This window comes from Rosettibacter primus, assembly GCF_036860675.1.
Classification (GTDB): Bacteria; Bacteroidota; Ignavibacteria; order Ignavibacteriales; family Melioribacteraceae; genus Rosettibacter; species Rosettibacter primus.
The window spans coordinates 40,805-56,398 of record NZ_JAYKGK010000002.1; the positions used below are offsets into that span (position 1 = coordinate 40,805).

Consider the following 15,594-nt stretch of genomic DNA (forward strand, 5'->3'; position numbering starts at 1 on the left):
TTCTACTTTATTAAAATATTTTGATAAACACGGTAATATTTATCTGCCATATCTTTCAAAGAAAATCTATTTTTCATATTAGCATTATATTTTTGATACTGTGATTTGTTATTTTTTATTTTAATTAACTTAGAAATATATTCTTCAATATTATCAAGCTGATAAAGTTGATCATAATTATCATTAACAATTTCTCTATTGCCACCAACATCCGAAGCTAAGATAGGAATTTCTGCAAATATTGCTTCAATTAAACTAATTGATAAGCCTTCATAGCAAGAAGGCAAAGTAAAAACATCAAAAGCTTTTATATATTTATAAGAATTTTTAATTCCACCAACAAGAAAAAAATCGTTCTCAATTCCTAATTTTTTAATCATTTTCTGGTATAAATTAAAATTAGGTCCATCACCAATTATGATTACTTTTGATTCGGGGATTGCTTTTTTAATTTTGATATAATTAAGAATAAGGAATTCATAATTTTTGGGATATGAAAGCCGGCCTGCTGAGCCAATTAAAAAAAAATTAGATAAATCAAAATTACATTTTGTTGAAAAAAATTTTATAGCATCTTCTCGAGCTAAAAAAGACAATTCACTTTCACATAAACCGTTATAAACAATTTCTCCAGCATCAACTAATTTATATTTTTTAGCTTCATTATAATTTAACTGACTTACAAAAATAGATTTGTCAATTAATCTTATTAGCAATTTAAAATAAAATTTGCTCAACAACTTAAGGATTGGATTAGATTTATAATTTTTGTCAAGTAAAGAGAGTCCATGAAATGTAAAAATTATTTTAGGTCTCTTTTTTAATAAGTGTGCTGAAAGAGTGCCTAATAGAGTGTTTGTGCTGTTTAGATGTATTATATCAAAATCATTTTTTTTTAATAGCTTGTACAAATCAAAAATGAAATATAAAGCATTGAATATACTGATGTCACGCTTAAGAGAGTTAAGATAAAAGTGAGGGATATCATACTTAGTGAGTTCATTAAACAAAAAATTTCCTTCACCAGCAGCAACATGAACATCAACTCCCAATTTTTTAAGAGACTTTGCAAGGTTTAATACAAAAACCTGAGCACCACCGATTTCGGATTTTGTAATAACTAATAATACTTTCATTTATTATTAACTCATTTCATTAAAAAGATTAATCAATTTTTGAGTTATAATATGAATATTAAATTTTTTTGATTGTTCTAAACCTTTATCTCTAATAATATTATAGAAATCATTATCTTTTTCTAATTTTAAAATATCATTTACAAAAGCATAACTATCTTCAGGTGCGTGCATAATTCCGCCCTCTCCAACAACTTCCCTAAGCGATGAAGTATTAGAAGTTAAAACTGGAATGCCAGATTGCATTGCTTCTAAAGGCGGGATACCAAATCCCTCATAATAAGATGGGAATAAAAATGCAAAAGCTTTATTATAAACATAGGGCAAAATATCATCTTCTACTTTTTGATATACTTTAATGTATTCCTTCTTTGCATCAAGTTCTTTTACAAATTCTTTATATCCATAATCGTATTTACCTACTATAACTAATTGTAAACTACTTCCCTTCTCTCTAAGTATATCTATTATTTTTATTATAGTTCCGATATTTTTTCTCTTTTCTATTGCGCCAACATATAATAAATATTTAGGAGGTAAATTCAATTCAAAGAAATTATGCGGGAATTCAGATTCATTAATAATTCTTGGTTTGAATAATTTTGAAGCACTATTATAAATAACTTCTATTTTACCTTTATCTAATTTAAAAATTTGCGAGATATCATTTTTAGAATGCTCTGAAACAGTGATTATCTTATCAGCAATTTTAAGTGTAATCGGTAATAAAATAGATAAGTACATTCTATAACTAAATGAATAAAATTCTTTATAAATAAAAGGAATTACATCATGAATAGTTGTAATATACTTTACTTTACTATTTTTAGTAAATGGCAATAAAATATTAGGAGAAAAAAATATATCGATTTCAAGTTTATTAAGAAGATTTGGTATTATGAAATTTAGCCATAATGGAGAATATAACTTAAAAGGTACTCTATGACTTTCATATTTTATGATTTTATAGAAATTTTTATCGAAGGTTAAATCTTTTGTAGTGAATAAAAAATATTCGTTTTTATTGTCAATTTTAGGAATTTCTTTTAATAAATTAGATAAATACCTTCCTGTTCCGGTAATCCCCTTATTTAGTACTCTAGCATCAATACCAATTTTCATTAATAATTCTAAAATTTATTGGGATAAAAAATATACAAAACAAATGCTTATTTATAATTTCTTATAACCAATTTTACCACTAAAAAAATCTTTAATAGCAGAAACAAAAATCTTAAATTTGATTTTTTGTTCTCTTGAAAATATAATTTTTACTAAAGATGCAATAATGACGTAAATAAGAGCCAAATAATAATAAAATCCTAAATTTTTTCTTGCGAAATACAATCGATTTCGAATCGAATAATATAAAGGTAATATTGAACTTTCTTTTGAAGTAGATGAGCTTACTTTATGATAAATAATACTAGATGGGATATATAAAATTTTATATCCACTTTTATTAACTTTATAACAAAAATCAGTATCTTCTAAATAAAGGAAATAAGAATCGTCTAATAATCCTATTTCATTAAATACTTCGGTTCTTATAAGTAAGCAACAACCACTTGCAAAAGAACAAAATCGTTCTTTATTATTTGTCGTTGCACTTTTATTTAATCCATACGAAAATCCAGAAGCTCTAATCTTACTTATATATCCACCTGCTGCCCATATTAAATTTCTATTTGAGTGATAAATTATTTTGGGAGTCAATATACCAATTTTTTTATTTTTTTCAGCGTATTCTATTAATCTATTAAGAAAATCAGGTTCAACCACAGTATCATTATTTAATAATAAAATGTAATCAAAATTATTTTTTAAAGCTATTTTAATTCCAGAATTATTACCCCCCGCAAAGCCTATATTATAATCATTTTTTATAAACCAACTAACAAATCCATTGTATTTTTCCTTTAAAATCTGATACTCATTCCCTTGAGAATTATTATCTACAAGAATTATTTCATAATTACCATAATGAATTGATTTTAATGATTCTAAACATTCACTTGTATCATTAAATCCATTCCAATTTAAAACAATAATTGCAACTTTTGGCAACATAATTTTTATTTAATTACACTTTTGATAAAATCATATAAAAATACTTTATCCTGTGAATCAAAAATGTATCTATATAACAATAAAATATATAATACAATTAATATAATACTCGGTATAATTAAAAATTCTTTTATATAATATATAATTCCTATTGTAAATAGATTAATTAAAATGAATTTTAAATTAATCTTTATATTAAAATTAACATTAAATAATAATTTACAAACAAGAACAAAAGATATATAAACAAACAAGTTTGTAATCAAGGATGTGATAGCAGCTCCAATTATACCAAAATTAGGAATAAAAAATAAATTAATTATTATATTAATTAATGTAGCCACAATGACTATATACATTCGTGCTTTTTGATTTTCTGAAGTTGTAAGCATCAATCCATATACTTCACTTAAAAATCTTACGATTATAATGAAACTAAAAATTTTTAAAATAGATATTGATTCAGAATACTTATCATATCCATAGATAATGTTTATAATTATATCTGAATAAATAAAAAAAAATATCCCAAATATTAAGCCAATAAACATAAAAATTTTATATAGTATCACACTAAGTTTAACCCAGTTTAGAGGGTCAATTTTAAATAATTTAGCAAGAACTGGCATAAAACTATTTATAAAAATTTCAGGAATAATTAAAGGAAATAATATTAATCTAAATACTGCTTGATAGATCCCAACTGATTCTTCTTGTTTTATAAATCCTAATAAAATAGAATCAAGTATAAAATATAAGTTCCCGAACATCAGGAAAATACCGTAGTAATATAATTCTTTAAAAATCTTAAAATTATCATTAAAATTGATTTTAAATTTAATGCTAATATCATTTTTATTAGCTAATATTAACGAAGATACTATCCCGAGTATTCTTGTAAATACGAAATTGATTGCTATGAAGAAAATAGAAACCTTAAGAATTATTAAAATTACAGTAAATAATAATGTTATAAAATTAGTAATTAATGATACCTTAGTTTCTAATACTAATTTTTCAATACCTCTATAAAAAGAATTTAGAAAATTTAATAGTGTACTTAAAATAGAATAAATTATAAATATAAAAATTAAATATTTTACTTTTATATTAAAATTACTAATACTAATAATAAAACCAAATATAATTATTGAAAAAAATGTTAATACCAATTTTAATGTGAATAATCTTTGAAATAATGATACTTTATCATTATTAATTGGAACTTTATTCACGGTATATAAATCGATGCCAAAATCTGCAAAAAGAATAAAAATAGAAGAAAATGTTTGAGCTAAAGTAAATTGACCAAATAGGTATTTCCCATACTGATTAGCAATTAACCAAAAAATAAACGTATTAATTAAAAGCCTAAGAAATACTGTATAGAAAGAAAAAATTGTATTTTTAGATAAAGTTCCTGTAAATGACATATTATTTATAATAATATAATTAATTCAAAAATTATCATCTTATTTTATGAAAAACAGCAAGTGTTTGCCAAAATAAAATTGAGAATTGAAGCCCTTCAAAATTTGGTTCCATCATTGAATGAATAAAAATACCTGTAAATGAACAAATAAATGACCATCTTAATATACTTGTACTTCTATTTTTTTCTCTTATAAATTTTTTTAGATGATAATAGTAATTAGATGCTAAAACATATAAAAATAAAAGTGCTCCCAAAATTCCTGTTTCCCCTAATAATCCCAAAATTATATTATGGGCAGAAGCATGTGTAGAAATTTTAAATTTAGCATAGAAGCCAAGATTCCCTAACCCGACACCAGTAAATGGATTCTCAAGAAATGTATTCCATACGTCTTTATAAAAATTTATTCTAGTAAAATATGAATAACTTTTATTAACATTACTTATACTATCTAATAATAATTGTATAGCAGGATTAAGATATAATATTATACTTATAATAGCTACTAAAGCCAATAACTTGATAAAATTCTTTAATCTCATTGTATATGATAATAACATTAATATTGAAAAAACAAATGATAAAATACCCCCTCTTGAAAATGTCATTATTAATGCGGATGACATTAAAAAAATCGATAAAAGTAAAAATAATTTTACACAAAAAGTTTTTGAATAAATATAATATCCTACTGCTATAGGTATTATAAGAACAAAGAATGTGGCCAAATAATTGGACTTACCCCATGAAGTAGCAAGCAAGTTTTTTGTAAAAAAAAGTTTTATTACGCTTATTTTTATGTCACCTAAAGAAAATAAAATTACATATATAATTATTGCTAATATAACACCCCACAAAATAATCATAATAATAAAATTCTTAACTTCTCTTTCACTATTAAAAGTAATCAATGCATAATTAAACATTAAGAATCCAATAAAATAATTTTTCCACCATGATAAAGCTAATGAAGGGTCAAGAGAGATTAAGGATATAATTAATGACCAGATTAAAAATAGAACATACGAAATATTTATATAGCTGAATTCTCTCAAATGGGAAATATCAAAAAAAAATATATGTATAAAAAATAAAACTATAATAACAGGTATTAATAAATTTGTTATTCCTATGGGTTCTTTTTGACCTAAAACGTCAATTGATCCCAGAAGTATTGAAAAAATAAATATATATATAAAAAAAGAGGGTTTATTATACGAGTATAACAACAGAAGTATTAAAATTATAGAAATTAAAAAAAGAATAGAAATTTTAACTTGGTCAATTGCTAAAAATGCTAATAAAATTACTTCAAGCATAAAAAACAAGTATATAATATTTCTTTTTAGATGAGTCAGATTAAGTATCTCATTACCACTGTGTGTCATTGTCCTCTCTTAAAAAAACTTTTTAATGGAATAAATATCCCTTCTGTTATTTTTTTATATTTTTCTGTATCATGGGACAAATTAGAAAGTTTCTCTAGAAATAATGCCAATATAATTGAAAGAAACAATGACCCAACAAATGATGCAACTACTATAATCACTCTCTTAGGATATGATTTTTTCTGAGCAGGAACTGCTTCATCCAAAACAACACACACAGGTATATCCTTTTTCTCTTCAATTTTTGCCTGCTCATAGACTGGTAAAATAAATTCTAACAATTTTCCTTGTAATTCATATTCTCTCATAAGCCTTAAATATTCTATTCCTACTTCAGGCAATTGTGAAAAAGGTGTATATAAAGAAAGACTGGAACTAGTTAAATTACTTTCCCCAAATTTCATAGTCTTTAATCTGTTCTGCAATTCATTAATCATCAACTTTTTTTCCAATACTAAAGGATGGTCATTACCATAATTTCTTGATAGTAATTCATATTCAATTTTTTGTAATTCTATTTGTGCTTTTATATCAGCAGCAGCTTTTATAGCAGCTTTAGTTTGGTCCTCAATTGAGTAAACCGAAAATTTTTCACTAAAATATTTTAATGAATCTTCAACATTTTTAAGATCTTTCAAAACCTGGAGGTATCTTTTCTCAATAAACTCTCTATTGTTTTTTGCTTCAAGAGTTCCAAGCTCTATACTTATCTCATTTAATATTTGCACAAAATAATTAGCCATTGCTGCAGCTCTCTTAGGATCCTTATCTGTAACTTTTATAGTAATATTCCCTTCATCTTCTACATTAAATTTTACATTGCTCTCCAATTCATCAATTATTTCTTCAATCGGATCATCAGGGTCAAATTTATATACTTCACGCAAGTTAAACTTATTAATTACTTTTTCAAAAGAGGTTCTACTTTGTAAAATTGCTAAATAATTATATGCTTCTTCTGAGGTTGTTCCTAACCTACCTAATGTTTTAGATAAATCCTTTATTGTACTTGAAAAGCCACTTATGGAGCCAAGTAAACCACCCGTATTTTTAGGTGGCAGTATATTCGCTGTAGATGTATACCATTTGGGCATTATTAAACTTATTATAACAGCAGACAAAGTAATAATTACTACATTTAGAATTATTAACTTTCGCCACTTTACTAAAACTATTAAGAAGTCAATAAATGATTTTTGTTCTAATTCTTGGCTATTAAGTTTTTCCATATGCAATTCAACTATTTTTTAATTATTTATTACCTTGATACCTGGAATATTAGAATGGTAATTGTAACTAAAGCAGTTACTATACTTGTTATAGCTCCTGCCTGCTGCAAATAATAATCAATTCCCTTCGGCATATCTTTGGGTACATAAATGAAATCACCGGGTTCTATTTTATCTACATTTGCAGCATTCATCCATGTTCTGTTCGTCCCTTTTATTATCTGAATCTTTTTTTCATTTTTTGCATTTTGTGTTAAGCCGCCAGCTTTGTGAATATAATCTTTCCATGTTTTTGTTGAATCATAAATATAAAATCCCGGATTTACTACCTGTCCAAATACATAAACCAAATTTTGATATGCTGGCACTATTATTACATCACCATCGGCAACTATGTAACTGCCATCAGCTGTTGTATCAGAAAATATTTTAGTAAAATCAACTATACTTTTATTCTCGATAAATCTTAATGAATTGTCATATGCAAATGAATATTGAAATTCTTCTAAAGTTAAGTTTGCGGCTCTCGTCATTTTTAATTCTTCGCTAACAAGTTCATCTACTGTTTTAAGAACTAATGGCAAAGTTGTAAATGAACTATCGGCTTCATATTTCTCTCTAATCCATTTTATTTTCATAAGCTGTGATTCATCCGTACCTTTTAGAATTTCAGCTCTTCTTAAATCTGCTTTTTGTGTAAAGCCGCCTGCTTTCTGTATTACTTCTTTTATCGTTGTATTATTCTTTGTGATATAAACATAACCAGGTCTATTAACTTCACCAAGAACTAAAACTTTATAAGCCATTTTATTATTCTCAGTAAACAAAACAGTTATTCTATCTCCCCGCTGCAAAGGGAAATCTTCATTTATTCTTACTCTAATTATTTCTTCTGAGTTACCATCATTTGTTATTCTTGATATTTCCGCTTCCGTAACATTATCATAAGATTTATTGATTCCACCTGCAAATAAAATTGCATCTGATAATTTATCACCTTCTACATATTGAAATTGAGTTGGATTATTAACTGCACCAGAAATATCCACTATACCTTTTTCATCATCATATGATGGGAATATGATTACATCATCATTCATTAAATATGGATTATATTTGAAGTCACCTGTAAGTCTGAATTTTAGTAAATCAATTTTTAATTCGGTTCCATCAGCTCTTTTTAATAAAATATCTCTCAATGGGTATTTTTTTAGTTCTTTGTTTATTTGTCTTATAAGTTCAGGTTTGTTAATTGCACCAACTGCTCTTTCTTGTGCTTGATTATATAGATTTGTAATAAAATGGTCTAATCTCTGAGTTCTAAATGCGGTAAATGAACCTGTAACTACAAAATTTCCTCCAACAGTTACAGTAATTGGTTGAAGCAATGATGTTTGTAAATTTTTTGTCGTAGTTTGCTCGTTCTCTTGAGCATAAATAAAATTAACACTAATTATTAAGCACACATAAAAAAATTTTTTTATCCATTTCATAGATTTAGCCAGTTATTTTTTGCAATTATAAAAATCTTTCTGAAATTGGTTCAAAAGATATTACTTTTTATATAAGCAATACAAATATAATTTGTTATTTGCCTGTGTTTTTCCAACCAGATTAAAATTTCATTTTATATGAAAGAGAAGATAATTACAACTCAATGAAAAGAATCTTACTATCATTATAAATTTCCATATTGAGTTTGATAATACTTCAAATACTCACCAGAGATTATTCTTTCCCACCAATTTCTATTTTTCAAATACCATTCAATTGTATAATCTAATGCTGTTTCAAATTCATATTCTGGTTTCCATCCAAGTTCATTTTGTATTTTAGAAGAATCAATTGCATAACGACGGTCGTGACCTGGACGGTCTTTGACAAATTCAATTAAGTCTTCTGTCTTATTAAGTTTTTTCAAAATCAATTTTACTATTTCAATATTTTTCATTTCGCGGCTTGCACCAATGTTATAAACTTCTCCAGTTTTTCCTTTTTCAAATACTAATTCAACGGCTCGATTATGGTCAATTACATAAATCCAATCACGAACACTAAGTCCATCTCCATAAACGGGAAGTTTTTTATTATTCAAACAATTAATTATCATCAATGGGATTAATTTTTCTGGGAATTGATATGGACCGTAATTATTAGAACATCTAGTTATTACAACAGGCAAGCCATAAGTATGATGAAAAGCAAGTGCCATTAAATCTGCTGCTGCTTTGCTTGATGAATATGGGCTGTTTGGCGAGAGTGGCGTTTGTTCTGTAAATTTTCCTTCAGGTCCTAAGCTACCATAGACTTCATCAGTAGAAATTTGGATAAACTTTTCAACTTCATATCTTCTGGAGGCTTCTAATAAAACATTAGTTCCAATTACATTAGTTCTATAAAAAACTTCTGAGCCAAGTATACTTCTATCTACATGTGATTCAGCAGCAAAATTAATTACATATTTAATTGAAAATTTTTTGAAGATATAATCAACAAGTTCACGATTGGCAATGTCCCCTTTAACGAAATGATAATTCTTCTTTCCCTCTACTTGTTTTAGATTTTCAAGATTACCTGCGTAAGTCAATTTATCAAGGTTAATAATATTCCAATCATCTCGAGTTGATAAAATGTAATTTATAAAATTGCTACCGATAAATCCTGCCCCGCCTGTAATCAATATATTTTTTGTTTTCATAATTCAATAAGCAAAAAATCCAAAATAAATACCTGTTTGAATAAAGAAAGCATTAGAATTAATATCAGAAGGAACTCCTGAAATATCCCGTTCATTATTTACTTTCCAATTTTTGCCAAATGTTAAATTATATCCTGCCCCAATTCTAAATGAGATAAATCTTGTAATTGGGATATCACAATTAATTGTTGGAGAAAAAAGAAAATATGATTGAGTAAGTTTATCACTTACATCACTTGTTGTTATGCCGTCATTTACTTTGTTCCAGATATAATCCCATGTAAAGTTTGAACTTGATTGATATATTTCAATTGTTGAGGAACCATAACCAGCAATTGCACCAATTGATACTGCAACTTTTTGAATGAACGGAAGTGTGTATTCAAATGTTATTCCACCAAGACCGAAATCGTAAACTACTTCTTTTTCAAAATTATTAACTTTTCCACTTGATGAAGTTGAACCGCTCAAACCAATTGCTCCAATTCTAAAATTTTCAATCATCATGATGTAAGCATAGCCACCTCCACCCCACACAACAAATCCTGAATTACTTAATTCACTAATCCCCATCTTTTTAACCTGAGAATTTACTTTATCGAGATTCGGGAAAACATATGCTGGACTAAATCCTGCAGCAATACCAAATCTGGAAGTCCATCCTACTTCTTCATCCTGAGCTTTAATATTGTTTATTATAAAAAGAAACATCAGAATTAAAATATATTTTTTCATATTTCATCACATTTTATTTTTTGAGTCACAAATTAGCAATTCCGAAGCTAAAACAAAAATAAGAAGAATTGAATATGAGGTTTGCAGCAATATAAAATAAAAGGCTGAGTTGATTTTCAAGATATGTCACTCGTTTACCACAACAAGGGAAAATCAACATCAGCCGTAAAAATTAATCCATAATTTTTCTTAAGAAAGAAGAGCTGTCTTCTTCGTCGTTATCATCTTTTTTCTTTTTATTATTAAAATCATCATTAGAATCAAAAGCATCAGGTTCTGCTTTAAAACCAGTTTTCAAATCATCATCCGGGAATAAATCAGGATCTTTTCTTCTCATTCTGAGTATTGTTGGAATATTTAAATCGTCATTATTGTCCAGATCAATTTTATCTTTCGAAAAACCTCCCAGACCAGAAGAAGGTTTTCTTTGTGTTGATTTATCATCTTTATCCTGTTTAAGGTTATTTAAGTTACCTGCTTGACCATTGCTTCCAAATCCAGTTGCAATAACTGTATAAGAGATATAATCATTAAGTTCTTCTTTTACAACAGCACCAAATATAACATTAGCTTCTTCACCTGCAGCCTGGAAAATAATATTATTACCAGCTTCAATTTCCTGCATTGTCATATTTGAAGAACCCGAAACATTAAGAAGAATATTTTTTGCACCTTTTATAGAAATACCTTCAAGTAAAGGAGACGAAATTGCTTTTTGAGCTGCTTCGACCGCACGATTTTCACCGCTTGCAATTCCACATCCCATTAATGCCTGACCACTGTCTTTCATTACTGTTCTAACATCTGCAAAATCTACATTTATAATTCCTGTCATCGTAATTATATCTGCAATACCTCTTGTTGCTTCATAAAGAATTTCATTTGGTTTGTCAAATGCAGCTATGGCTGCAGTTGCATTATCTATAATACTCAGGATTCTGCTATTTGGTATAACAATCAAGCTATCTACATATTGTCTTAATTCTTTAATACCTTCTTCTGCATTTTTCATTCTTTGTTTTCCTTCCCATGTAAATGGTTTGGTTACGATGCCAACAACTAAAGCACCTAAACTTTTTGCAATTGATGCCACAATTGGTGCAGCACCCGTTCCTGTGCCACCTCCCATTCCGCATGTTACAAAAACCATATCACTTCCATCAAGAATTCGAGTTAATTTATCGCGGTCCTCTTCAGCAGCTTTTTTACCAATATTTGGAATAGCACCTGTCCCCAATCCCCTTGTAATATTTGAACCAATTTGAACTTTTAGTGGAGCCAAGCTTTTTGCAAGTGCTTGTGCATCCGTATTAATTGCTATAAATTCTACACCACTTAAACCACGATGTATCATACTATCTATAGCATTGCAGCCACCACCGCCTACTCCAACAACTTTTAATACAGCCGAAAGTTTTTGAGTTTCTTCCCTATCGAGAGTGACAAATCTCAGTTTTTTGTTATTGTTATTTTGTTCCATGCTTCCTCCTTGTTGTGGTCTATTTATAAATTTTCAAAGAATTCTTGAATTTTCTTGAAATACTTTCCTGGTTTAAACTTCTTTTCCTTTTTTGATTTTTTAACATCTACAACAATTTCTTCCTGTTTCATTCCTGGTAATCCTTTTATCAATCCTGCTACAGTTGCAAATTCTGGACTTTCAATTTCATGGGACAATCCTCCACCTAAATCTAGCGGCACTCCGATTCTTGCAGGTAATCCAAAAACATCTTCTGCTAATTCAACACAACCTTTCAATAAAGAACCTCCTCCTGTTAAAACAACGCCAGCTTTAATTTTATTTTTAAATCCGGAAACTCTTAGTTCATTATCTATTAAAGTGAAGAGTTCTCTCATTCTGACACTTATTATTTGTGTTAATAAAGAAATTGGAATTTTTATATTACCTCTTGCACCAACACCTTTGATGTAAATATCTTCATCTTTTATAATTGCACTTTCAATTGCATATCCATACTCTTTCTTAATTTTCTCTGCATCAGCTGTTACAATACCCAGAGTTTCACGAATATCATTTGTAACCTGATTACCTGCTACGCCAATTACTTTTGTATGTTTAATAGCTTTACGATGAAATATTGCAAGGTCAGTTGTTCCACCACCTATATCAATTAGAAGAACTCCAAGGTCTTTTTCATTTTCTTCAAGAACTGAAATTGATGATGCAATGGGTTGAAGAATATAATTTCTAACTGAATATCCAGCTCGTTCAACAGATTTTTTAATATTTTCCATTGCAGGTACTGAAGCAAGTACAACATGATTTACTGCTTCAAGACGAGAGCCGCACAAACCAATCGGGTCATCGATACCCCCCTGATAGTCAACAAAATATTCTTCCGGAATTATATGAAGAATCTGTCTATCGGCAGGAATTCTAATAGTTTGAACATCTGATTCAAGCCGATTTAAATCCTCTCTTGTAATTTCATGGTCTGGATTATTAATTGTTACATAATTTCTATGACGCAAACTTGTAATATGTTCGCCTGCAACACCAACATTAAGTTCTTTTACATTAAGACCCGCTCTGTTTGATGCAATATTCATTGCCTGTGTAATTGCTTCAGCGGTTTTTGAAATATTTGCAACTAAACCGCGATTTAATCCTTCTGACGGTGACACTCCAAATCCAAGTATGTTAATATTATTTTCAGTCTGCTCTGCTATTACAGCACAAACTTTTGTGGTACCTAAATCTAAACCTGCAATTACATTTTTTTTCATAATTTCTTTTCTCCTGCTTGTAAACTATCTTGAATACCAAAATAGATGTGTTCGTTATATCTTAAATCTATATAGTTCATATAATTATTTATTTCTTTTCCCTTCAGATAATTCCATAAATTATTGAAGTAAACAATTTTTTTAATTTCACTCCCTCTGCCAATCAACACTGGATAATCTAATGAAGAAAAATAAAGCATAATATCAGCACCTTTATTCATATCAATTAGAGAGAGTTCATTATATAATTCTTCATTCAGATATTTTATTCCGCTCAAAATTTTTGATGCGGTCAATACATCATAATTTTTCCTGAGAGATTTAAGTACTCTTAAAGAATCTTTTTTAAATATGTTTGATATTATTGGATAATCGACATTCTTAGTATCTGGCAGAAATGGCAGCAATTCCATCTCCTCTGTCAATATGAATTGATTTTGGTTATCTATTAATATTGAACTAAAATTTTTCTCATAGATTTTGATTATAACTTTACCGCTTCCTTCATATTTAACATCTGCATAATCTACATAAGGATGCTTTTCAATTCTGTCTTTAATTATTCTAAGTGATAAATTTCTATAGCTATTTTTATCAATTAAATTTGCAAATCTCATGTAATCTTCTTTTGACAAATGGTTATTCCCATAAATTGTAATTGCATCAATCAGTATTTTAGTTTTTTCATTCTGCATCAATCCAATGTAAAAAATTATACCTATCAATAGGACAAATAAAATTACACTTAGTAAATTTTTCATAACTTATTTTTATTTCTTGATTTAAGATATTCAACAAATTTTTCTCCGAATTTCCATATATCTCCTGCACCCATGGTAATGATTATATCATCTTTTTTATAAATACTTTTTAGCAGTTCTGGAATTTTTGTTTTATCAGGTTCATAGTAAACATTTTTATGACCATAATTTTTTGCTGCATTTGCAATTAATTCTCCTGTAACTCCTTCGATTGGTTCTTCGCGTGCTGGATAAACATCAGTACAAATAAAAACATCAGAATTTAGAAAAGACCTCCCAAATTCTGCATAAAAATCTCTTGTGCGCGAATACAAATGGGGTTGAAATACAGCAACTAATCTTCGGTTCCAGCCTCTACGAATTCCATCAAGTGTTACATCAATTTCTGTAGGATGATGGCCATAATCATCAACTACCATAACATCTTCATCATATTTTTTTTCGAATCTGCGATAAACACCGTTAAAAGATTCAAGAGCTTTTTTAATTATTGAAAACTCAACTCCCATTTCTTTTGCAATAGTTACTGCAACAAGTGAGTTTTTAACGTTATGAATACCAGGAACATTAATTTTAATTTGACCAAGTTCTTCTCCTTTGTAAAGCACAGTAAACTCAGATAAATTTTTGTAGTGCGAAATATTTATAGCCCTGATATCTGCCTGCGGAGAAATTCCGTAAGTAATAATCTTTTTATTAATCAAAGGAATTATATCCTGAAGCGCAGGTTCATCAAGACAAAGAACAACAAAACCAAAAAATGGAACTTTGTTTGCAAACTCTGTGAAAGCGGATTTGAGGTCATCAAGATCTTTGTAAGTATCAAGATGTTCTCTTTCAAGAGTAGTGATTGCTGCAATTACAGGAGTAAGTTTTAGAAATGTTCTATCGAATTCATCGGCTTCAACAACTATATAATCTCCTTTGCCAAGTCTTGCATTTGTTCCGCCAAGACTATGAAGTTTTCCACCTACAATTATAGTTGGGTCTATTCCAGCTTCTGTCAAAACAAGACCAACCATAGAAGTAGTAGTAGTTTTTCCGTGAGTACCTGCAATACCAATTCCATATTTCATTCTCATGCACTCAGCAAGCATTTCTGCTCTTTTGATTACTGGAATTTTTCTTTCTATTGCTGCTTTAACTTCTGTATTATCAAGAGTAACAGCAGATGAATAAACAACAAGGTCAGCATTTTTTAAGTTATCAGGTGAATGACCTTCATAAATTTTTATTCCAAGACTTTCTAATCTGTCTGTAATTTCAGATTTATGCAAATCTGAGCCTGTGATATTAAATCCTTGATTTAATAAGATTTCAGCTATTCCGCTCATCCCTATCCCGCCAATTCCGACAAAATGAATATTCTTAATTGTTTTTGTCATCATAAAAAT

At 28.2% G+C, this 15,594-nt stretch carries 13 protein-coding genes; all 13 read right to left on the reverse strand.

Annotated features, from left to right (window positions below):
* Positions 1 to 2: 2 nt before the first annotated feature.
* The 13 genes from VJY32_RS03255 to murC all read right to left on the reverse strand — a co-directional run bounded on the left by VJY32_RS03255 (position 3) and on the right by murC (position 15,585).
* Complete coding sequence (locus VJY32_RS03255; protein ID WP_353676455.1) at positions 3 to 1,136, reverse strand: glycosyltransferase; 1,134 nt, start codon at positions 1,134 to 1,136, stop codon at positions 3 to 5.
* A 6-nt stretch (positions 1,137 to 1,142) separates the two neighbouring features.
* A complete protein-coding gene (locus VJY32_RS03260) occupies positions 1,143 to 2,258 on the reverse strand; it encodes a glycosyltransferase family 4 protein (RefSeq protein WP_353676456.1) in 1,116 nt (371 codons plus the stop codon).
* A gap of 51 nt (positions 2,259 to 2,309) precedes the next feature.
* Positions 2,310 to 3,206 carry a glycosyltransferase family 2 protein gene (locus VJY32_RS03265; protein ID WP_353676457.1) on the reverse strand — a complete coding sequence of 299 codons (897 nt, stop codon included), beginning with the start codon at positions 3,204 to 3,206 and terminating at the stop codon, positions 2,310 to 2,312.
* Positions 3,207 to 3,211: 5 nt separating this feature from the next.
* Positions 3,212 to 4,639: an oligosaccharide flippase family protein gene (locus VJY32_RS03270; RefSeq protein ID WP_353676458.1), complete on the reverse strand. Its 1,428-nt coding sequence runs from the start codon at positions 4,637 to 4,639 to the stop codon at positions 3,212 to 3,214.
* Between the two features lie 34 nt (positions 4,640 to 4,673).
* A complete protein-coding gene (locus VJY32_RS03275; RefSeq protein ID WP_353676459.1) occupies positions 4,674 to 5,696 on the reverse strand; it encodes an O-antigen ligase family protein in 1,023 nt (340 codons plus the stop codon).
* Between the two features lie 329 nt (positions 5,697 to 6,025).
* On the reverse strand, positions 6,026 to 7,258 hold the full coding sequence (locus VJY32_RS03280; protein WP_353676460.1) for a GumC family protein: 1,233 nt from the start codon (positions 7,256 to 7,258) through the stop codon (positions 6,026 to 6,028).
* A gap of 29 nt (positions 7,259 to 7,287) precedes the next feature.
* The gene (locus VJY32_RS03285) at positions 7,288 to 8,751 is read right to left on the reverse strand and encodes an SLBB domain-containing protein (protein ID WP_353676461.1); all 1,464 of its coding nucleotides are present in this window, start codon (positions 8,749 to 8,751) and stop codon (positions 7,288 to 7,290) included.
* 185 nt (positions 8,752 to 8,936) lie between these two features.
* Positions 8,937 to 9,956 carry a dTDP-glucose 4,6-dehydratase gene (gene rfbB, locus VJY32_RS03290; protein ID WP_353676462.1) on the reverse strand — a complete coding sequence of 340 codons (1,020 nt, stop codon included), beginning with the start codon at positions 9,954 to 9,956 and terminating at the stop codon, positions 8,937 to 8,939.
* Positions 9,957 to 9,959: 3 nt separating this feature from the next.
* Positions 9,960 to 10,691: a hypothetical protein gene (locus VJY32_RS03295; protein WP_353676463.1), complete on the reverse strand. Its 732-nt coding sequence runs from the start codon at positions 10,689 to 10,691 to the stop codon at positions 9,960 to 9,962.
* Positions 10,692 to 10,863: 172 nt separating this feature from the next.
* Entirely contained in the window at positions 10,864 to 12,171 is a 1,308-nt protein-coding gene (gene ftsZ, locus VJY32_RS03300; protein WP_353676464.1) for a cell division protein FtsZ, read from the reverse strand.
* Between the two features lie 23 nt (positions 12,172 to 12,194).
* Positions 12,195 to 13,439 (reverse strand): cell division protein FtsA, encoded by a 1,245-nt coding sequence (gene ftsA, locus VJY32_RS03305; RefSeq protein WP_353676465.1) that lies wholly within the window; start codon positions 13,437 to 13,439, stop codon positions 12,195 to 12,197.
* Positions 13,436 to 14,200, reverse strand: a complete 765-nt coding sequence (locus VJY32_RS03310; protein WP_353676466.1) for a cell division protein FtsQ/DivIB — start codon at positions 14,198 to 14,200, stop codon at positions 13,436 to 13,438. Before VJY32_RS03310 ends, ftsA begins: the two co-directional genes overlap by 4 nt.
* Positions 14,197 to 15,585, reverse strand: coding sequence for a UDP-N-acetylmuramate--L-alanine ligase (gene murC / locus VJY32_RS03315; protein ID WP_434968525.1), 1,389 nt, complete (start codon positions 15,583 to 15,585; stop codon positions 14,197 to 14,199). Before murC ends, VJY32_RS03310 begins: the two co-directional genes overlap by 4 nt.
* Positions 15,586 to 15,594: the final 9 nt, after the last annotated feature.

Excerpts from the sequence above, each read along its gene's own strand:
- VJY32_RS03255 (WP_353676455.1), bottom strand. The coding sequence starts at position 1,136 with ATGAAAGTATTATTAGTTATTACAAAATCCGAAATCGGTGGTGCTCAG.
- VJY32_RS03260 (WP_353676456.1), bottom strand. The coding sequence starts at position 2,258 with ATGAAAATTGGTATTGATGCTAGAGTACTAAATAAGGGGATTACCGGA.
- VJY32_RS03265 (WP_353676457.1), bottom strand. The coding sequence starts at position 3,206 with ATGTTGCCAAAAGTTGCAATTATTGTTTTAAATTGGAATGGATTTAAT.
- VJY32_RS03270 (WP_353676458.1), bottom strand. The coding sequence starts at position 4,639 with ATGTCATTTACAGGAACTTTATCTAAAAATACAATTTTTTCTTTCTAT.
- VJY32_RS03280 (WP_353676460.1), bottom strand. The coding sequence starts at position 7,258 with ATGGAAAAACTTAATAGCCAAGAATTAGAACAAAAATCATTTATTGAC.
- VJY32_RS03285 (WP_353676461.1), bottom strand. The coding sequence starts at position 8,751 with ATGAAATGGATAAAAAAATTTTTTTATGTGTGCTTAATAATTAGTGTT.
- rfbB (WP_353676462.1), bottom strand. The coding sequence starts at position 9,956 with ATGAAAACAAAAAATATATTGATTACAGGCGGGGCAGGATTTATCGGT.
- VJY32_RS03295 (WP_353676463.1), bottom strand. The coding sequence starts at position 10,691 with ATGAAAAAATATATTTTAATTCTGATGTTTCTTTTTATAATAAACAAT.
- ftsZ (WP_353676464.1), bottom strand. The coding sequence starts at position 12,171 with ATGGAACAAAATAACAATAACAAAAAACTGAGATTTGTCACTCTCGAT.
- ftsA (WP_353676465.1), bottom strand. The coding sequence starts at position 13,439 with ATGAAAAAAAATGTAATTGCAGGTTTAGATTTAGGTACCACAAAAGTT.
- VJY32_RS03310 (WP_353676466.1), bottom strand. The coding sequence starts at position 14,200 with ATGAAAAATTTACTAAGTGTAATTTTATTTGTCCTATTGATAGGTATA.
- murC (WP_434968525.1), bottom strand. The coding sequence starts at position 15,585 with ATGACAAAAACAATTAAGAATATTCATTTTGTCGGAATTGGCGGGATA.